This window comes from Sphingomonas oleivorans (assembly GCF_003050615.1).
Classification (GTDB): Bacteria; Pseudomonadota; Alphaproteobacteria; order Sphingomonadales; family Sphingomonadaceae; genus Sphingomonas_H; species Sphingomonas_H oleivorans.
On sequence record NZ_NWBU01000016.1, the window covers coordinates 113,716 to 133,404 of the forward strand.

12 protein-coding genes and 1 tRNA gene are annotated in these 19,689 nt (G+C 66.1%); 6 read left to right on the forward strand and 7 right to left on the reverse strand.

Features of this window, described 5'->3' with window-relative positions; all coding sequences use genetic code 11:
- Positions 1-11: 11 nt before the first annotated feature.
- The gene (cydD, locus tag CLG96_RS16245) at positions 12-1,682 is read left to right on the forward strand and encodes a thiol reductant ABC exporter subunit CydD (protein ID WP_107969579.1); all 1,671 of its coding nucleotides are present in this window, start codon (positions 12-14) and stop codon (positions 1,680-1,682) included.
- Positions 1,679-3,313, forward strand: coding sequence for an amino acid ABC transporter ATP-binding/permease protein (locus CLG96_RS16250; RefSeq protein WP_107969478.1), 1,635 nt, complete (start codon positions 1,679-1,681; stop codon positions 3,311-3,313). The genes cydD and CLG96_RS16250 overlap by 4 nt, the downstream gene beginning before the upstream one ends.
- Before the next feature lie 106 nt (positions 3,314-3,419).
- On the opposite strand, the gene CLG96_RS16255 is transcribed toward CLG96_RS16250, so the two are convergent.
- Positions 3,420-5,903 (reverse strand): TonB-dependent receptor, encoded by a 2,484-nt coding sequence (locus CLG96_RS16255; RefSeq protein ID WP_165799679.1) that lies wholly within the window; start codon positions 5,901-5,903, stop codon positions 3,420-3,422.
- A gap of 337 nt (positions 5,904-6,240) precedes the next feature.
- Here CLG96_RS16255 and CLG96_RS16260 point away from each other — a divergent pair, with 337 nt between their 5' ends.
- Together CLG96_RS16260 and CLG96_RS16265 are read left to right on the forward strand one after the other, a co-directional pair.
- Positions 6,241-6,687 (forward strand): RNA polymerase sigma factor, encoded by a 447-nt coding sequence (locus CLG96_RS16260; RefSeq protein ID WP_279330720.1) that lies wholly within the window; start codon positions 6,241-6,243, stop codon positions 6,685-6,687.
- Positions 6,684-7,667, forward strand: a complete 984-nt coding sequence (locus CLG96_RS16265) for a FecR family protein (RefSeq protein ID WP_107969482.1) — start codon at positions 6,684-6,686, stop codon at positions 7,665-7,667. The genes CLG96_RS16260 and CLG96_RS16265 overlap by 4 nt, the downstream gene beginning before the upstream one ends.
- A gap of 48 nt (positions 7,668-7,715) precedes the next feature.
- Here CLG96_RS16265 and CLG96_RS16270 read toward each other — a convergent pair whose 3' ends face one another.
- The 6 genes from CLG96_RS16270 to CLG96_RS16295 all read right to left on the reverse strand — a co-directional run bounded on the left by CLG96_RS16270 (position 7,716) and on the right by CLG96_RS16295 (position 18,159).
- Complete coding sequence (locus CLG96_RS16270) at positions 7,716-9,176, reverse strand: amidohydrolase (protein ID WP_107969583.1); 1,461 nt, start codon at positions 9,174-9,176, stop codon at positions 7,716-7,718.
- Between the two features lie 23 nt (positions 9,177-9,199).
- Positions 9,200-12,223, reverse strand: coding sequence for a TonB-dependent receptor domain-containing protein (locus CLG96_RS16275; protein WP_165799680.1), 3,024 nt, complete (start codon positions 12,221-12,223; stop codon positions 9,200-9,202).
- 148 nt (positions 12,224-12,371) lie between these two features.
- Positions 12,372-15,188 (reverse strand): M14 family metallopeptidase, encoded by a 2,817-nt coding sequence (locus CLG96_RS16280; RefSeq protein WP_207796722.1) that lies wholly within the window; start codon positions 15,186-15,188, stop codon positions 12,372-12,374.
- Between the two features lie 112 nt (positions 15,189-15,300).
- A complete protein-coding gene (locus tag CLG96_RS16285; RefSeq protein WP_165799681.1) occupies positions 15,301-16,683 on the reverse strand; it encodes a putative 2OG-Fe(II) oxygenase in 1,383 nt (460 codons plus the stop codon).
- A 392-nt stretch (positions 16,684-17,075) separates the two neighbouring features.
- A tRNA-Gln gene (locus tag CLG96_RS16290) sits at positions 17,076-17,150 on the reverse strand.
- 127 nt (positions 17,151-17,277) lie between these two features.
- Entirely contained in the window at positions 17,278-18,159 is an 882-nt protein-coding gene (locus tag CLG96_RS16295; RefSeq protein WP_107969488.1) for a branched-chain amino acid aminotransferase, read from the reverse strand.
- Positions 18,160-18,258: 99 nt separating this feature from the next.
- Between CLG96_RS16295 and CLG96_RS16300 the strand changes: the two genes are divergently transcribed.
- Both CLG96_RS16300 and CLG96_RS16305 read left to right on the forward strand, forming a co-directional pair.
- Positions 18,259-18,747: a MarR family winged helix-turn-helix transcriptional regulator gene (locus tag CLG96_RS16300; RefSeq protein WP_107969490.1), complete on the forward strand. Its 489-nt coding sequence runs from the start codon at positions 18,259-18,261 to the stop codon at positions 18,745-18,747.
- Between the two features lie 189 nt (positions 18,748-18,936).
- Positions 18,937-19,515, forward strand: coding sequence for a CC0125/CC1285 family lipoprotein (locus CLG96_RS16305; protein WP_107969492.1), 579 nt, complete (start codon positions 18,937-18,939; stop codon positions 19,513-19,515).
- The last annotated feature ends 174 nt before the right edge of the window (positions 19,516-19,689 follow it).

A 19,689-nucleotide genomic window follows, 5' to 3' on the forward strand; every position in this document is an offset into this window, starting at 1 on the left:
TGACGGGGCGCATGAACGCGATCGCGACGAACAAGGAGATGGCGCAGGCGCGCCGGCGCTATCTCAAGGCGGCCGTGGCCGATGGCGGCCGCACCCGCCAGTCGACCGCGCTGCTGCTGCTCGACAGCATCGCCGCGATCGGCTTCGCGGGTGGCCTCGCCGGGGCAGTCGTCGCGCTGCCGTCGGGCGTGGCGGCGATGCTGCCTTATGCCGCGCTCGCCGCGCTGTCGGGCGGCGTGCGAGGCCTGTTCGCGATGCTGTCCGCGCGCATGGGCGCGGAGGGCGCGCATCAGGCGAAGCTCAGATTGCGTCACCGGATCGTCGATGCCGCGCTCCACCGCGCGGTAGGCGGGACGGGCACCAGCGGCACGCTGATGAGCGCCGTCGTCGACGAGGTCGATGCGATCGACGGCCATGTCGCGCGCTTCCTGCCCGCACGGCAGGCTGCCGCGCTCGCGCCCCTGATCGTGCTCGCCGCGACTGCGTTCGCGAGTCCCGTCGCGGCCGGCATATTGGCCGCGACGCTGCTTCCCTTCATCCTCGCGCTGGCGCTCGCAGGCGGAGCCGCAGCCGATGAATCGCGGCGGCAGTTCATCGCGCTCGCCCGCCTCTCCGGTCTTTTCGCCGATCGGCTGCGCGCGCTCCCCATCGTCCTCGCCTTCCGCGCCGAGGAGCGCGAGGCGCAGGCGCTGGGCACGGCCGCCGACGAGCTTGCCCGCCGGACGATACGCGTGCTGCGCATGGCCTTTCTCTCCTCGGGCGCGCTCGAATTTTTCGCGGCGCTGTCGGTGGCGCTGGTCGCGGTCTATGCCGGCTTCAACCTGCTCGGCCTCCTGCCCTTCCCGGTACCGGAGCGGCTGAGCCTCGGCCAGGCATTCTTCGTGCTGGCGCTGGCGCCGGAATTTTATGGCCCGATGCGCCGCCTCGCCGCCGCCTATCATGACAGGCAGGCAGCCGAGACCGCAGCCGAGCGGCTGTCGGCGATCGAGGCGGCGCGCGCGCCGGCCGCCCCGCCAACGCCCGCTCTCTCCGAACGCCTGCCCGGCATCCGCTTCGAGCATGTCACGATCCGCTATCCGGGCGAGGATCGCGCGGCACTTTCCGACGTCTCGCTCGATGTCGCGCCGGGAAAGATTGTGGCGCTCATCGGTCCGTCGGGCAGCGGCAAGAGCAGCCTGCTCCACCTCCTCCTCGGCCTCGCCCCGCTGAGCGGCGGGCGCGTCCGGATCGGAGATATGGATCTTGGCGAACTCGGCAGCATCGCGCCCTTCGCCGCCTGGGCCGGGCAGGCGCCGCTGATCATCGCCGGCACGATCCGGGACAATCTCCTCCTCGCACGCCCCGATGCCTCCCCCCAAGAGATTGCCGAGGCCGTGCGCGCCGCCGGGCTCGGCCCGCTGCTGCTCAAGCGGCGGTGCGGGATCGACAGCCCGATCGATGCGCGTGGCGGCGGGCTCTCGGGCGGCGAGCGGCGGCGCATCGCGCTTGCCCGCGCGCTGCTCAAGCCGGCGCCCTTCCTGCTTCTCGACGAGCCCACCGCGCATCTCGACGCCGCCTCCGAAGCGGATCTGATCGCGACCATCACCCACGCCTGCGCCGGCCGCACCACCCTCATCGCCACGCACAGCGCGCGGCTCGCGGCCATCGCCGATATCGTCGTCCGGCTGGGAGAGGCGGAATGACCCCTTTCCTCGCCTCCCTGCTCGCCGCCGAGCGCGCCCGCCAGCGCCGCCGGCTTGTCCGCGCCGCGCTGTTCGCGGCGCTCGTCGCGGCCGCCTCGGTACTGCTGCTCGGCCTGTCGGGCTGGTTCATCACCGCGGCGGCAGCGGCAGGCGCGGGCGGGCCGATCGTGGCCCGCGCATTCAACTATATGCTGCCGAGCGCCACCATCCGCCTGCTCGCGATCGTCCGCACGGGCGCGCGCTATGGCGAGCGGCTGGCGAGCCATGACGCCGCGCTCGGCGCGCTCGCCCGGATTCGGCCGGCGCTGTTCCGCGCGATCGCCGCGGCGCCGGTCACGCGCGCCTTGTCGTTCGCCACCGGCGAGGCGACCGCGCGCATGGTGCAGGATGTCGATACCATCGAGACGCGTTTCGTCCGTCTCTCCGCGCCGTGGAGCGCGGTCGCGGCGCTCGGCTCGGGGGTCGGGCTGACCCTACTCGGCGGCGGGGCGGCAGCGCTCGCCACTGCGCTCTGCCTCGGCCTGCTGCTGGTCGCGGCCGGCCTGCTCGCCCGCCGGCTCGAAGCGCCCGGCCGCGCCGTGCAGCGCGCGACCGGAGCGCTGAAGGAGGAATTCGCCGCTCTGGCAGAGGCTATGGCGGAGCTGCGCTGCTTCGGCCTCGAAGGCTGGGCAGCCGATCGGATCGAGACACGCAGCCGCGCGCTGGCAGATGCGCAACGGGCGCAGGCCCGGGCGCATGGCTGGTTCGAGCTGCTGCACGCGCTCGCCCTCGGCATTGCTGCTACCGCGGCACTGCTGCTCTCCGCCCAGGCCGGCGCCGCGATCGCCGCACTGGCCGCGCTCGCTGCCGCCATGACCGTGGACGGCGCAGCCCCCCTCCTCCGCAGTCTCGCCCAGCGCGGCAGCCTGCGGGAAGCGGAAGCCCGGCTGGAGGCACTGCTCGACACGGCCTTACCCGCAGAACGGCGCGCGACGCCGATGTCCGACGCCCCCACGATCGAACTGCTCCATCCGCTGTCCTGTCATCTCGCGCCAGGCATGCGCGTCGCGCTCGTCGGGCCGTCGGGCATCGGCAAGACGACGCTGGTCGAGACGCTGCTCGGGCTGCGCGAGGCCAGACCGGGCCAGATCCGCCTCGACGGGGTGGATGTCGCAACGCTACCCGCCGAAACGCTCCGGCGCTGCTTCGCCTGGCTGCCGCAGGATGCGATGCTGCTGTCCGGCACGGTCCGCGACAACCTCCTGCTGTCGCGGCCCGATGCCGATGATACGGCGCTCTGGCATGCGCTCCACGATGCCGTGCTCGACGAACGGGTCCGCGCGCTGCCGCAAGGGCTCGACAGCTGGATCGGCGAGAACGGCGCGCGACTGTCCGGCGGCGAACGCCGCCGCCTCGCGCTTGCCCGCGCCTATCTGGCCGAGGCACCCTGGCTGCTGCTCGACGAGCCGACCGAAGGGCTGGACCGGGCGACCGAGGACCATGTGATCAATCGGATGACATCCCGTCTCGCGGCAACAGGCCAAGGTCTGCTCCTCGTCAGCCACCGCCCTCGCCCGACCGCGACCTGCGAACGCCTGCTTCGTCTAGACCTTGCGCGCGGCCCGACGGCTCAGCCGGGCGTCGCGGCATAGCATATCGGGCAGCGGTCATATCCGGGCTGCTCCACCTACGGACAGCGGCCTCCGCTCCGGCGCGACGCCGCTGTTGCGCCGTGCCAGGATTGTTTCAGCCGTCACGTCATCGGAAACGGCGGAAGATTTTCAGGCTCAGCGTTCGTGGGGAGCTGCTATACACGCGCTCGGAACCGAATGCGCTCGACATGATCCGTCGAGCCGCGATCGCATCGAAAAGGTTGCGGATGGCGAGCGTCGCCTGCCATTCCTGCCAGATGACTGCTGCCTCGACATTGACGAACGTGCGCGCAGGCGTGCGCTGATAATAGGCGATCTCGCGATTGAATTGAGAGGCGGAGGCGCCGACATGGCTGATATCGCCCCGTAGCGATGCGGCAATGTTCGGCGCGAGCCTGATCCGATGAACGCCCCCGAGCACCATCGAGAGGTGCGGGACGTAGGGAAGTCGATCGCCGCTGCGCCCTGCACCCGCGGCGGATGGCACCGCCTGATCCTCCGCCAATCGGGCATCGACATAGCCGAGCTTGGCGGAAAGCTCCGCCGCCGGCAGCCGAGCGGCGATCTGGATCTCGGCGCCGCCAATATCGGCGGATCCGATATTGGCATTGTAGACGAACGCGCCGCTCGCGCTCGAGAAAGCGGAAATCATGTCTACCCAATCAATATGATAGAGCGCCGCATCCAGGGCGATGGCGCCCCCGTTCAAGCGTATCTTCGAGCCCAGCTCATAGCTCCACAGGCGATCCGCGCGGTAACGGCGCTCCGCATCCGACAAGGCCGGCGTGATGTTGACGCCCCCGGGCCGGAAACCCTCAGCAGCCTGCAAATAAGCGAGGACATCGCTCGAGGGACGATAAGCGAGTTGAACCTTCAGATTGGCCCCACCCTCTTTCGTCGCATAGGCGGCGTCGCTGAGCGCGCCCGTGCCGGTGATCGCATTGGCGATCGGCACCGCCCCGCTCGCGCTGCGGCGATAGCGGAAGTAGCGCGCGCCCACCGTCGCGGTCATGCCGGGGACGATCGATCCTGTGATTTCTCCGAACAGCGCACGCTGGCCGAGCCGCGTGCGGATCGTTCGCAGCCCGATGATATCGAACGGCCGGACGATCTCTCCGTCCGATGCATCGGCACGCAACGCATAGCTCTCGGTCCTATCCTTGCGCTGCTCCAGGAAAGCCCCGACCGTCCAGCTGAAAGATCCATCGCCGTTCGACGCGAGGCGAAACTCGGCGGTGTCGCTGGTGATGCGCATCGGCTGGTAGAGGATGGCAGGCAGGTGACTGTCGACATAGGCCGCATATTCGGCGCGCTGTTCGGCGGTACAGTCGATATTCGCCGCCAGCCCCGCGAAACGGGCGCAACCGGCAAGGCTGGTTCGCTGCTGCGCGAGCACGGCCGTATAATCCATCTGCCGGATCATATCCCATGCATAGGTCGATCCCGTCGCCGTCAGCGTCGTCGGCCCGATATTCCAGCGGAGGGTAAGATTATAGATGCCCAGATCGCTGCCATAGGGCGTCCGCGTCGGCTGGTTGCTGCGATATCGTGGCCCGCCCAAATTCCAGAAGCCCGCATCATCGGCATGCAGCCGCTGCCACATCGCGGAGGCCATGATCCGCACGTCGGGATGCGGCGTCCACCCGGCCGCGATCCGCTCGCCTTCCCGGATGACCTGGCCCACATCACGGAGGCCGAACCGCGGATTATCGATATATCCGGCGGTCCGGCGTCGATAGATCGAGCCCCTGACCGCCAGCACGTCCGCCGCGATCGGCGCGTTGACGACACCCGAGACGATGCCGCCCGCTCTACCATGGCTGACGAGATCGAGCCCCGCCGCGGCTTCGCCACCCCAGCCGCCGGGGTCCGGCTGATTGAAGAGCACACGCAGGGTGCCGCCCATCGAGCTCGCGCCATATAAGCTTCCCTGCGGACCGCGGAGCAGTTCCACGCGATCGACGTCCACCAGATCGATGTCGGGCGCGACACTGCCCGGATCGAATGTCGTCCCGGCGGGCCCGTTCACCGGCGTCTCGTCATAATAGACGCCGACCGTCGCCTCGCCCGTCCCATAGACTCCGCGCATGGCGAGCCTCTGCTGGCTCGTCCCGGAAATAGAGGATAGCAGTTCCGGCATGGTGCGGCTGAGCCCTTCGAGGTCAAGGGTTCCCCGCGGCGAGAGCGATGTGCCGCGCTCGGCGCTCATGCTGACGGCGGTCAGCCGGAGCAGTGACTCGCGCTTTAGCGCCGTGACGACGATATCGTCAGCCGTTCGCGCGCCTCCAGGCGACGGGACGATCGAAGGATGCGCGGGCACCGCCGCTTCCGTCTCGATCAGAAAGAGCCCGCCGCGCCCGCGACGCGCGACGAGGCCGCTGCCCGCCAGCAGGCGATCCAGCGCGCGATCCGGATCCAGAGGACCCGCAATTCCCGGCACCCGCCGTCCGGCGACCAGTTCGGGCGAGAATAGAAGCTGGCGATCGGCCTGCAGCGCGAAGCGGGTCAGCGCGCGCGCGAGTGACCCAGCCGGGATATAGAAGTTGACGAGAGGTGCCGCCTCGGCATTGCCGGTCGACAGGAATATCAATGTCGCGAGCGCGATCGGATGTCCTGCCAGGAACCGGCGTCTCCGCCGGCCTGAACATGATCTTCGACGAGCCTGGCAGTCGCACTGGTCGGCCATGTCCCCCCGGGCGTGGCAACAGGCATTCTCCCCCTTCCGCTCATGCGGCGGACTATCGGCGCAGCTTCTATGCTTGACGGGCTTTCGGCAACATGGTCCGTTACCGGAATAAGACAAAAAGTCGGGGAGGGCGCGGTCGATTTCAGGGGGACGCCGCACCGGCATGTTCATTCTTGGCCAACGTCGCAACGAAAGCGTGGAATGTAGCGCCGGGAGCGAGATAGCGCCCTATCTGGGGATCATGCGCTCCTTCTTTGCCAAGCGTGTTTGCTCTCATGACGTGGAGGACATGGTACAGGAGGTTGCGCTGCGGATGCAGGTGCGTCGGGCGCGCGGTGCCATCGAGAATGTCGAGGCCTATCTGTTCCAGGTGGCGCAGAGCGTGCTGACCGATCGTGGCCGGCGCGATCAGGTGCGGCACCGGTCCCGGCATGAACCGCTGGAGGAAGCGCATCATCCGCATGAGGAAATCTCGCCCGCACGCGTCCTTGAAGGCAGGGAGCAACTGGCAATCGTCATAGCGGCGTTGGAGGAATTGCCCGATCGAACCCGACAGGCGTTCGTCCTTCATCGCTTCCAAGAGATGAGCTACGCGGGGATTGCCCGTCACATGGGCGTCTCCGTCAGCGCGGTAGAGAAGCATATCATGAAGGCCATCAAGCACCTCGCGGCCCGGCTGAGCGAATGAACGACAATCCGAAGTCCGGGGCAAACGGCGACGCCGCAGCCTGGTACGCCCGGCTGCAAGCCGATGACGCGACACTGCAGGATCGTCGCGCCTTCGCTCAGTGGCACGACGCCGATCCGGAGCATCAGCGCGCCTGGGCGGCGGTGCGGCACGCCGACACCAATATCGGCCATGTGGCCCATGACCCCGCAATCCAGGCCATGCTGTCGGACGCGCTGGCAATCCCGTCCCGACGTGGATCGCTGTGGAAGGGCTTGGCGGCGGCCGCTGCCATGGTTGCGACGGTCGGCGGCGCTTCCATCCTCCTGTGGCAGCGACTGGACGTCCCGCCATCCCCGCAAATGGCCTCGATACGCGAGTTTCGGACGGAAACGGGCGGACGATCGACGGTTCGGCTGCCCGATGGGTCCGTCGTCACGCTCGACACTGAATCGGTGGTACGGGTTCCTGACTGGGGCGCCGAACGCCGGGTGACGCTCGTCGGCGGGCGCGCCTTCTTCAAGGTTGCCAAGGACGCAGCCCACCCCTTCGTCGTGACCGCGGGCGGGAACAGCGTCACCGCGCTGGGCACGGCGTTCGATGTCCGCGTCGAGCCCGGCCGCTTCGGTGTCGCGCTCGTGGAGGGTCGGGTCCGGGTCGAGACTCCCGCGGCGAAACGCACGACGATCCTCGATCCGGGCGGCACGCTGATCGCCGAGGGTCGCGCGATCCGGCTGGCTCAGGGTGAAGCCGATCAGGCGACGGGCTGGCTCGCGCATCGCCTGACCTTCGACGAGGCGCCGCTCGATCATGTCGTCGCCGAGATGAACCGTTATTCGGAGCGCAAGCTCATCCTGAACGACACCGCGCTTCGTTCACGCAAGATCAGCGGCGTCTTCCACACCGGCGAGCCGACCACATTGGCCGCTGCGCTCGAAAGGTCCCGGATCGCGCGGATCGTGCAAGACGACGATCAGCGGATCGTGCTGACGCGATACTGATCAGCCGATCGCCTCCCGGCCCCAGCCGGGAGGCGTGCCTGCCTGCCGCTATTCCGGCTTGCTGGAAGCGCGATAGTCCAGCGGCGGCTTGCGGTCGCCGACCAGAGCCTTGTAGCGGAACTGAGGTCCGCGCCGCTTCTCGAACTCGGCCTTGGCAGCGGCTATTTCGTCCGGGCTGCGAAAGAGCTCGGCCGCGGCGAGTGCGAGCGTCTTGGCGGCCACCACGGCACCCTTCACCCCGATGCTGCTGCCCGCCGCCGCAACATTCTGCCAGCTATGGCCGGCTGATCCGGGAACGAAGGTCGCGGTCGACAGGCCGACGGTGGGCGTGACCCAGCTGATATCGGCAACGTCGGTCGACGCGAAACCATCGGTGCCGATCACCGCCGGCTGAATCTCGCCGACCGTCGACAAGGCCGGGGCACCTGGCGGGAGGGTCTTCTGGATCGCGGCACCAAAGGCTTGTTCCTGCGCGGTCCATTGTATCCCGCCCACCCGGCGCAGATTGCGATCCATTACCGCCATCAACGCGGCATTCGGCAGGAGGCTGTAGACGCCGCCGGTCTGCTCGAACTCCATCCTGGTGTCTGTGCCGAGCGCCGCGCCCTCGGCGGCCTTCTTTACCCGATCCATGACGGTCACGACGATATTCGGATCGGTATGGCGGACATAATAATAGACTTCGGCGAAGTCAGGGACGACGTTCGGGGCCTTGCCTCCATCGGTGATGACATAGTGGATGCGGGTGCGATCGGGCACATGCTCGCGCATCAGATTGACCATGGCATTCATCGCCTCGACCGCGTCGAGCGCGGAGCGGCCTTTGTCCGGCGCGGCGGCGGCATGGGAGGATGCCCCGCGGAACCGGAACTTGCCGCTGATATTGGCCATGGACGGGCCCTGCGCCGCCGAATTGGCGTTGCCGGGATGCCAATGCAACGTCACGTCGACATCGCCGAACAGGCCGTCGCGGACCTGATAGACCTTGCCCGATCCACCCTCTTCCGCCGGCGTGCCATAGACGCGCAATTCGCCTGCCACCTTGTTGCGGATCATCCACTCCTTCGTGGCGATCGCCGCGGCGGACGAAGCCGCCCCGAACAGATTATGGCCGCAGCCATGCCCCGCCGCCTGCCCGAATGGCTGCCGTTCCGCCGCAGCCGCCTGCGACAGACCGGGCAGAGCATCATATTCCGCCAATATGGCGATCACCGGCCCGGCACCATTGCGATAGCTTGCCACAAATGCGGTCGGCTCGCCCGCGACGCCCGACTTCACGGTGAAGCCGGCGGCCTGCAGTTGCTGTTGCAGCAGAGCCGAACTGCGTGTTTCCTGATAGCCGACTTCGGCGAAGTTCCAGATCTTCAGCGCGGTGTCGCCGAGCTGCTCGGCATCGCGGTCGACCGCGGCGACGAGCTGGGTCTGGTCGCTTGCCTCCAGGCCTTGCGCCTGCACCGGCAGCGCCGCGGCGGCCATTGCCAGGACGGCGGCCTTCATGATTGAGGTCATGGTCTTTCCTTCCGTCCCGTCCATCAGAACGACTTGGTGATGCCGACGAAGAAATAGCGTCCGATCACGTCATAATTCTGCGCGTCGAAATTGCCCTGCTCGTCGCCGACCTGGGGCGGTTCGCGGTTGAACAGGTTGGTCACCCCGACACGCAGCTCGGTTTCCGCCGGCAGATCCACCCGCGCATTGAGATCGAAGACATTATATGCCTTCACGCCGCGGGTCGTGCTGGTCGGCGTCACCACACGGGCGGATGCGATCATCTTGTCGATATAACGCCAGCGCAGCCCGATGCTGGCAGGACCGAAGCTATAGGTGGCCGATGTGATCGCCTTCCAGCGGGGATGCGCGGTGCCGGCCGTGCTCTCCACCCCGGTGCCGATGCTGCCAGCATAGTCATATATCGGCGCGCCCGGCAGCGACTGGATCTTGAAGCTGTCGAGATAGCTGACTGCGGTGTTGAGGGCGAGCGTTCCGCTGTCGGAGCCGATCCCGATATCCGCCAAGTCGAAGCGCCAGTCGAACTGCATGTCGATACCGGATACGTCGAACCGTCCCAGGTTGAGCAGCGGCTGTACGGGGTTGACCGGCACACCGTTGGACGTGTTGCGGGTCAGCAAGGAGCAGTAATAATTGTTAGGGTCATATGTCGGGTTGTTGTCGCCCGAGTTGAAGCAGAATTGGATTCCACGGGCGATCGACAGCGGGCCGACCGCATCGGCCACCTTGATCTTGTAGAAATCGACCGACAGCGACATGCGCCGGAAGACGGGGTTCTGCAGCGGAGACTGAATGACGGCCCCGACCGAATAGGTATCGGCCTTCTCCTCCTCCAGATCGGGATTGCCCCCGGTCAAGGCAAAGACCTGCGCGGTGCCCAGCTGATAGCTGTCGATGATCGCAGTCGGAATACCCTGCGCCAGGCAGAGCGCACGCACCTGGGCGGCGTTCGCACCGCGACGATAGGAGGAGCGTACGTCGCACGGATCGCCATTGGTGGTCGTCGCCGACGGATTGCCGATCGCGACGCTGCCGGTGGAAACCGGCGCATAGAGCTCACCGACGCTGGGGGCCCGGATCGCGCGATTATAACCGCCGCGCAGCCGCAGCGGCTCGAACACGCGCCAGTCGAAGTCGGCCTTGTAGGTGTGCACGCCCCCGATCGAGCTGTAATCGGAATAGCGATAGCCCAGATCGAGGTTGAACTCCTGCACGAGCGGCAGATCCTTCAGCACCGGCACCAGCAACTCGGCATAAAGTTCGGAGGTATCGACCGACCCGTTCGCGGCGCGCAGCACGCTATATCCCAATATGTCGCTGGTGCCGTCCGGCTGCGATAATTGCGTGTCCGGCGTGAAGCCGTAGTTGTTGTAGCGATAGTCGGCGCCCGCCGCGAAGCGCACCTCGCCTGCCGGCAGCTCGAACAGGCCGCCCTGGATGCCGCCCTCAACCGTACGCTGCTTCAGTTCGTTGGTGTTGAGCGTACGACGCGAGATGTAGTTGATGCAGTCCTGCGATGGAGTGAGGTTTCCGAACGGATTGAACCCGCCTGCGCAATATTCGGTGCCGCCGGTCGGACTGTTGAGCAGCCGGGCGACCGCGGAGGCGCTGGCACCGCCGGTCTGCTCGTTCGCGAACTTGGCACGGCTGATGCTGCCGTAAAGATCCCACGTCCAGTCGTGGATCCCGAGCTTTCCGGACGCGCCGGCGGTCAGCTGATAGACATCATATTCATAGCGCTGGAAGCGCGGGCCGAGAATGTTGAACGCCTTGTAGAAGGTGACGGGCGCACCCGGATTCGGCCGTGACGCCAGGATCGACTGAAAGGCTGGCGAGATATACGGATTGGTGACGGGAACGCTCAGTCCATAGACATTCGACGCCAAGGTCGGGTTCGAGATACCGAGCGAATCGTAGCTGGTGTAGCTGAACTGCGCGAACGTCTTGATGGCATCGGTCACGTCATAATCGACCTTGCCGAAGACCGAATAGCGGTTCAGGTCCGACTGTAGCGAGCTTCCGGTATAGCCGAAGTTCACCTGCTGGCTGTTGGTGCCGCTATTGACGATATAGGCATCGTCGGTCTCGGGATCGCGGAAGTTCAGGACAGGTACGCCTGCGGTGCTGAACAGGGTCTGGTCGCTATTGAATCCGATCTGCCCCGTATAGCGGCCGGCAGCATTGCCGGTAAGCGGCCGCGTACCATAGCTTCCCACGAACACATTGTTGACGGCCGCCAGCGTCGGCAGGTTGGCGCCGAACAACGCCGTTCCCTGCGGGATGGTGCTCAGCCCCGGTGTGGTGCTGCGGAAGACATAATAATCGCGCTCATTCTGCAGCGCGCGATCGCGCTTGGTATAGTCGAGCGACAGCACTGCGCTGCCCCGGCCGTCCGCGAATTCGCCGCCGACCGTTCCGGTAATGCGCGTGGAATCGCCGTCGCCATAGTCGCTGAGACCATATTGGCCGCTCAGCTCGACGCCCTCGAAGCTGCGCTTCAACCGGAAGTTGACCACGCCCGCGGTCGCGTCGGATCCATAAGTGGTGGATGCCCCGCCGGTGATGACTTCGATATTTTCTATCAGCGCTTCGGGAATGATGTTGAGATCGACCGAGCCATCCGGATTGGACGGCTGCAACCGGCGCCCGTCGAGCAGGAGCAGCGTACGCTTGGATCCCAGGCCGCGCAGGCTCGCATAGGCCTGCCCACCGTTCAAGCCAGTGCTCGTGCTACCGCCATTTCCCTGGCCGAACGAGCCGGTAAATTGCGGCAGCTCGGACAGCGCCTTCTCCATCGTCACCCGGCCGCTATTCTGGAAAGCGTCCTGCGACAGCGACACGATCGGGCTGTTGGCGACATAATCGGGCCGGGCGATGCGCGATCCGGTGATGACGATCTCGCCCGATGGCTCGGCTGCCGGCTCAGCGGCGGTCGCCGACGGATTGGCTTCGGCCGGAACGGTCTGGGCGCTCGCCAGGGTGGCCGTCAACGCACCATAGGCACAGCTACCGGCCAGCAGCCAGCGAAAAGCAGGTCGCGATGTCATGTTCAAATCCCCCGATATGGCCGCATTGCTGCGGGCTCCCATCCGAAAGACGCAGCCTTTCCGGCTGCCCTCACCTCTTCGACACGAAAAAAGAAAGGGGCCGGAACCTTTCGGCTCCGACCCCATCATCCGGATCGAGAAACAGCGGTCAGCGGGTGGCGGCCACCGCCGGCCCGTAAAGCAGGCCGTTGAAGAGGAATTTGAACGTCGCATAGGGCTGTGCCCGCTGCACGACCTCCGGCCCCATCACGAACAGCTTGCCGCGGCCGATGTCGACATCGGCAACCGCCGTCGTGCCCTGCAACTTCTCCTGGCCCAGCGCCCATCCGCTGCGCAGCGGCCTGGGCTGATCGAACCAAGATATGCGCGCCACGCCCGCCGCGTCGCCGACCGTGCGGAAGGATTGGCTGCGATCGAAGAACAGGTCGACTTCCGCCGGCATTCCATAAGCGAGCGGCTGGGCGGAATCGACCTTCGCACGAAGCAGCGCCCCGGGAATGAAGAACTCCTTGGTATCGAGCTTCTCGACCTTTCCAGCGGTCTCCTTGACGAGAGCGGGCTGCAGCGGCGCTTTCAACAGCGGCGCCAGGCGGGTCGCGCCGCCGATCGTCACGACGGTCCCTCCAGCACGGGCAAATGCATCGATCTGCGGCACGGTCCGATCGTCGCTCACCTTGCCCAGCCAGGGGCGATAGGCCGCCGGAATATCCTCCGGCTTCGGCATCGAGCTCTCCCGGCCCGCGCGGTACGGACCGTTGGCCGGCGCAGGCACGGTGCCGTCGGAAAAGAGCAGCACGTCGAACTTGGCGTTCAAATTCCCGGCATCGAGCTCCTGCGGATAGACGACTTGGAACGGGAACTCGAACTGTTCGAGCAGCCAGCGCGTCCAGCCGGACGGCATCACTCCGCCATATTGATCGACCAGCCCGACCCGCACCGGCTTCAGCGCCAATGTCCTGCCCGCTGGCGCGCGCGCCACCGCGATCGCATCGATGCCCAGTTGCCGGACGGAAGCCGCGATGATCGGCTTGGCCGCAGCGGAGGCCGGAACCCAGATCGTGCCCGGTCCGAAGCTTTCGCCTGCCACGCGGGTCGGGCCTTCCAACCAGAATAGTGGCACGCCTGCCTTCAGCAGGCGATTGCTCAGGATGAAGCTGTTATTTGCGCGATGATCGATCAGCCAGCCGGCGCCGCCCTTGCCCTTGATGGCGCCGGGCGTGACCGCCAGCAGGTCCGGCACCCGCTCGAACGGGCCGTCGAAGCCATCCAGTATTCGGTCGAAGCCGATCCCCATCTGATAGGCGAGAGTATAGCCGGTCACATCATAGGGGGCCTTGGGCGGACCACCCGGATATTCGACATCGTGCGGATGGTCTTGCGGCTCGAACATGTCGAGCACATGGGGACGATAGGCCTGCGCGGTCTTCACCACGAACGATCCCGCGGGATAGCGCTTGCCCGCGATCGTGAAGTCGGCGGTCGCACGCTCGACATCGACGCCCGTCTTGAACAGCGCGTTGAGAAACGTGACCACGGCAGGCATGTCTGCCTGGCCGGCGGGGATGATGTAGCCGCGCGGATCGCGCTTGGCGGGATCGCGCAATATCTTGTCGTAGAGCGCCGGATCCACCGAACCGCGCGCCCGCGCGGGCTCGACCGGGGTTGCCGGCGCAGTCGCGCCCGCGGACGATGTCTTGGAGGCGCCGGCAGTCTTCACCGCATCCACATCGGCGGGAGTCACGGTCCAGCTGTCGCGATTGCCGCGCGCGATGCCGTTCGCACCCATCCTGTAGATGTTGAACAACAGCCGCTCGCGGTTGCGAGACGCATAATCCAGCACGGCGCGATCGAGCGACCACTGATATTCCAGGCTGTCGCGAAGATGCCATTCGCCCGGCGCAACCGGCAACGGTTCGTCATTGCGGGCGAGCTGCGTGTCGGGGATCAGCGGGATATTCTCGGGCGTCGGGCCGCCGATGATCTCCGTCAGCAGTCCGATCGAATTGTGGAAATAGGCGACCGATCGCTCCATGCCGTTATGCCAGGTCGAATAGGGCGCGGCGCTGCGCATGCCGGATCCGGGCTTATTCTCCGCAAGCAACCGGCTGTGCATCGCCGATCCGACTTCGCTCAGCTCGGTCATCACGATCGGGTCATAATTGAAGTTGAACGGATCGCGGAACGGAGGCACGAACACGATCATTCCCGCAGGTCCGGTCTGGTGCTGGTTGAAGACGATCTGTGGAAACCATTCGCGAAACAGCACGCGATTGATGTTGGTCGTCTCCGGCATCTGCGACATGTAGGAATCGCGGTTGTTATCGTGCCCGATATATTTCTGGTACAGCCGCGGTATGGAGCGGAACTCGCGCTTCTTCGGATCGGCCTCGCGCATATACCAGTCGGCGACGAGCTCGAGCCCATCGGGATTGGCTTGCGCGAAGAGGATGATGGTGTCATCCAGGATGCGCCGGGTTTCGGCATCGTCCATCGTCAGCATGCGATAAAGCACCTGAATCTGGCTCTGCGTCGTGACGGTTTCCGTCGCGTGCATCCCCGCATCGATCCAGACGACCGCCTTGCCTTCCTTCGCTAGGGCCTGCGCCTGCTCCGATGTCAGGCCTTCGGCCTTGGCCAGCCGGCGCGCAATGTCGCGATAATGATCGAGCCTGGCAAGGTTCGCGGGCGACGACACGATCGCCATCCATTGGGAGCGGCCCTCCGCCGACTTCCCGATGTCGACGAGCTTCATGCGGGTCGATTGCTGCGCGAGTTGCTTCAGATAGGCTTCATATTGGGTATAATTGGCCAGGAAATAATCGCTGCCCGGATCCTGCGGAAAGGCCTTGGCCGGAGGGGTGATTGCCGCAAGTTCCGCCTGGGCCTGCGCATGAGCAGGCATTTGCTGTCCCGCCATCAGCGCCATCGCCGCCGCGCCGAGCAGCATCCCTCGCGTCATCATCATCCAACCCCCTCATCTGCAATGCGCCATCCGCGCCCGAACGATCGTCGCTCATGACGTGAGACGCAGCGCCCCCCACCCCCCTCAGCATCATCCTCGAGATGGCACGATTTTTTCAGCAGGGAAGAATATCGAAAGCCACCGTCAAGCGCGGCGCATCGCCGCCGAACTGCTCGGTCCCATGCCAGAAATAGGATGGAAACAGCACCAGATGGCCAGGCTCCGGGCGGACATGATGCGTAGGCGGCAATATTGGGCGCGTCGGCACGCCAGGCCGACCGAAGGCAAGCCAGCCCTCATGCCCGCAGCCGATGGCCGGTGGCAACTCGACATGGAAGGCAGAGGATATCCATCCCTGCGGATGCACATGATCGACATGCCGTCCCCCGGGCTGCAGCAGAACCGACCATGCGCCGATAATCCGATATCCATTCCCGCGCCGGGCCCGCACCGGATCTCGCCCTTCGCCAAGCGCGTCGATATGGCGCCGGATCGGCGCATCGAGTGCCCGGAACAATGCCTGGATGACAGGCGCTTCCGAACGGGTCAGATCCTGCTGCGTCTGGCTTCCGTGGCGAACCGACTGATCGAGCGGATGCGTTCGCCAGACATGGAGCTCGCGCAAGGCTGCCGACAGGGCGACGAGGAACGCCTCGCGCGTTGCCCAACCGGTCGGCGCATCGATAGGAGTCGAGGATATGAGGAGATCGGTATTGCAAAGCTCCTCGTAACGCGGGTCGCCCAGCAGGCGCCACGCGGTTGCGAGCAGGGCGAGCACGCCTTGATCGGCGGGTGCTGTCGCGAGCAGCCGCAGCGCGAGCTGCTCCGCCTCCCTCGCACGCCCGAGATGCAGCAGCGCCTCGATCGCGGCCCTGGCGGCATCCGGGGAATGCGGGGCCGTCCGTAACGCCGCGGTCGCATGCGCCAACTGCGTTTCGGACTCGCCGGTCGTGGCCGCGACCTGCGCCGCCGCGATAGAGAGCATCGGCATGTCCGGCCATGATGCCAGCCCTGCGGCCAGCACTGCGGCCGCGCCGATATCGTTCCCTGCGCAGCGCAGGATCCGCGCTTTCACAAGCGTCAGTTCCGGCGTCGGCGAACGCGCCAGCACGTCATCGAGCGCCGAAGTCGCGGCGGCCATCTCGCCGGTTCGCATCCATCGCAGCTGCGCAAGATCGCGATGCGCGTCGACATAGCCGGGCCGCCTTGCCAGCGCCGCCCGGAATGCCCCGTCGGCTTCGTCGAGCCGCCCCACGCCCTGCAACGCGCGCGCAAGCACGAGCCATGTCTCGGGGGCATCCAGCCCCTTGGCAATCGCCCGTGACGCCGCCTCCACCGCTTCCGCGAAGCGCGACAGATCGCCCAGGGTCGCCGCAAGATTATGCTCCGCGACGCCATTGTCCGGCTCCATGCGCACCGCCTGCAGATTGAGGGCGAGCGCGTCATCGAGCCGCCCCGCGGCTTTCAACGCCTTCGCCTCCCGGAGGAGCGCCGTCACCTGAGACGGTGCTTTGCGAAGCTGCGATCCGAACGGAATTCCCTTACGTCGATCCATCATGCGGCATCATGCATGGTTCAGCATGGGCTGTCATTGGCTTGTGAGATCGGATGGAGTCGCGGCATGAGCCTCCAGCACATCCAGACTTAGTTCCCCAGCCGCCGTTGGTCCGGCCATGTCCGGGATCGAGCGTCGGTGCGATGGTCTCGTCAGCGAACAGCTTCGGCGAACGTTTCAGATGGCCGAGCAGATGATCGCGCAGCAGCGTCAGCCACCATGGTAATCTAGCATTGTGAGCAGTCGGCCCCATCCGTTCCACGGCTAGCCAAGATCGGGCGCCGACAAGACTCTCATGGACGACCGGAGCCTCGCCATCGTTGTCGATGAGAAACTGGCTGGGGCGGCAGGATTCGAACCTGCGAATGCCGGTACCAAAAACCGGTGCCTTACCGCTTGGCGACGCCCCAGCATGGGCGATGGGCGGCCCTTATAGTCAGGAAGGGCGCGGTGGGAAGCCTTGTCGAAACGGAGAATGAAACAACCGGCCCGCGAGGCTATCCCGACTGGGCCGGCTTCCGCCGCGACGACGCCGCCTCAGGCGAGGCGGCCCCGCACATGATCGGCATAATCCTTCTGGAGCTGGCGCGTCAGATCGCCGATCTCGAAGCTCCACGGCCCCGCCTCGCGCACCGGCGTCACTTCCGCCGCCGATCCGGTGACGAAGAACTGTTCGAAGCTTTCCAGCTCCTCCGGCCAGATCGCGCGCTCGATCACCTCGATGCCGCGACGCTTGGCGAGGCCGATCACGGTGCGCCGCGTGATGCCGTCCAGGAAGCAATCAGGCGTCGGCGTATGGAGCACGCCATCCTTCACGAAGAAGGCGTTGGCGCCGGTCGCCTCGGCCACCTGCCCGCGCCAGTCGAACATCAGCGCGTCATTATAGCCGCGCGCCTCCGCCGCATGCTTGGACATTGTGGCGATCATATAGAGGCCGGCGGCCTTGGCCTGGACCGGCGCGGTATAAGGCGCAGGCCGGCGCCAGGGCGCGATATCGAGCCGCAATCCCTTTTCCGCCGCCGCACCGAAATAGGCGCCCCAGTCCCAGGCGGCGATCGCCATGTGCGGCCGGGTCCGCTGCGCGGAAACGCCCATCTGCTCGGATCCGCGCCATGCCACCGGGCGGACATAGGCATCGGACAGATTGTTCGCCGCCAGCGTGTCGCGGCAGGCCTGATTGATCTCCTCGACCGACCAGGGTAGCTCGAAACCAAGGATCTCCGCCGATTTCACGAGCCGTCGGCTATGCTGGTCGAGCGCGAAAATCTCGCCGCCATAAGCGCGCTGCCCCTCGAATACGGAGGAGGCATAATGGAGCGCATGGGTGAGGATATGGACGTTCGCCTCGCGCCACGGCACGAGCTTGCCGTCCAGCCAGATAAATCCGTCGCGATCGTCGTAGGTCCGTTCGTCCAGCATCGTTCCTCGCCTGCAATCCAGGGCCAGCCTCGTTGTGCCACGGAATCATGGCCCATCAGCGGTTGCGTCCGCCTAATGTGGCTGGCACAATAGGTCAACATGCCTGTCCAGTCTGCTTCCCCGCTTTTCCTGCGCGAACCCGAGATACGCCGCGGCGTCGAACTGCTCTATTTCGGCTACAGCCATCTCTATCGCGGCATAGACCAGGGGCTGGCGCAAAAGGGGCTGGGCCGGGCGCATCATCGCGCGCTCTATTTCATCGCCCGCCAGCCCGATCTTACCGTCAGCGAGTTGTTGAAGCTGCTGGGTATCACCAAGCAGTCGCTCGGCCGGGTGCTGGCCGAACTGGGCGAGCGCGGCCTGGTCGAGACGCGCACCGGCCGCGAGGATCGGCGCCAGCGGCTGCTGCGGCTGACCCCGGACGGCGCAGCGCTCGAGGCCGAGCTGTTCGAGGCGCTGCGCGAGCGGCTGTCGGCCGCCTATGCACAGGCTGGACAAGGATCGGTGGCGGGTTTCTGGACGGTGCTGGAAGGGCTGATCCCGCCCGACGAAAGGCCCCGCATCGCGGGCCTGCAACGCCGCGGCTGAAGGCTTTCCGCCAAATCCCGCCCCCCCGTGTCGAAGGGTGGCCGAGACTTTCGTCCCCGACAGGCTCGAAACAGGCTCCGACAAGCTCAGCCTGAGCACGATGATTCGTCTCGATCCGGCACGCCAATTCCATATGGAACCGGACATGACGGCACAGGTTATGGCCGAAAACCAACCCTGGTAAGAGCGATGTCAAGGCCGATTACGAAGGCGCCCGGAAGACATCGGGCGCTCACTATCCTGCTGGCGGCGCTGGCGGTCACCGCCTGCGGCACGGCAACCCCCTACCGGCCGGAAACGCCCGGCCAATCCTCACGCGGCGGCTATAGCGATCAGCAGATCGAGGCGAACCGCTACCGCGTCACCTTCCGCGGCAACAGCCTCACCGCGCGCGAGACGGTGGAGACCTATCTCCTCTATCGCGCGGCGCAGTTGACGGTCGAGCGCGGCTATGACTGGTTCATCATGGCGGACCGCCAGACCGACAAGCGGACCAGAACCTATATCGACCGGCCGTTCGGCCCGGGGCCATACGGCTTCTGGGGTCCCTATTGGCGCTATCATGGCCGGGGTTTCGGCTGGCACCATTGGGATCCCTTCTGGGGCGATCCCTTCTGGGACCGGACGGTCGACGTCCGGACAGTCGACCGCTACGAGGCCAGTGCGGAGATCGTTCTCGGTCGCGGGCGCAAGCCCGACGATCCGCGCGCCTTCGATGCCCGCCAGGTCATGACCAATCTTGGGCCCCGCATCGTGCTGCCGCGCTGAAGCCTGGACCGGCGACAGAGAATGCGCCATTCTGGCGTAAGTTTCTCCTTCTCCGGGCCGAGCGGCGCATCGCCAAAAGCAAAAGCCCCGCCGTGGGGGGCGGGGCAGGTACGCAAACTCGCAGTGCCGCCGCAGCGGGGGAGCAGCCGCAGCTGGCGCATGACAGCAATACAA

Coding starts and splice junctions, on each gene's coding strand:
- CLG96_RS16305 (WP_107969492.1), top strand. CDS start 18,937: ATGTCAAGGCCGATTACGAAGGCGCCCGGAAGACATCGGGCGCTCACT.
- CLG96_RS16300 (WP_107969490.1), top strand. CDS start 18,259: ATGCCTGTCCAGTCTGCTTCCCCGCTTTTCCTGCGCGAACCCGAGATA.
- CLG96_RS16260 (WP_279330720.1), top strand. CDS start 6,241: ATGCGCTCCTTCTTTGCCAAGCGTGTTTGCTCTCATGACGTGGAGGAC.
- CLG96_RS16280 (WP_207796722.1), bottom strand. CDS start 15,188: ATGATGATGACGCGAGGGATGCTGCTCGGCGCGGCGGCGATGGCGCTG.
- CLG96_RS16270 (WP_107969583.1), bottom strand. CDS start 9,176: ATGACCTCAATCATGAAGGCCGCCGTCCTGGCAATGGCCGCCGCGGCG.
- CLG96_RS16275 (WP_165799680.1), bottom strand. CDS start 12,223: ATGACATCGCGACCTGCTTTTCGCTGGCTGCTGGCCGGTAGCTGTGCC.
- CLG96_RS16250 (WP_107969478.1), top strand. CDS start 1,679: ATGACCCCTTTCCTCGCCTCCCTGCTCGCCGCCGAGCGCGCCCGCCAG.
- CLG96_RS16295 (WP_107969488.1), bottom strand. CDS start 18,159: ATGCTGGACGAACGGACCTACGACGATCGCGACGGATTTATCTGGCTG.
- cydD (WP_107969579.1), top strand. CDS start 12: ATGAACGCGATCGCGACGAACAAGGAGATGGCGCAGGCGCGCCGGCGC.
- CLG96_RS16265 (WP_107969482.1), top strand. CDS start 6,684: ATGAACGACAATCCGAAGTCCGGGGCAAACGGCGACGCCGCAGCCTGG.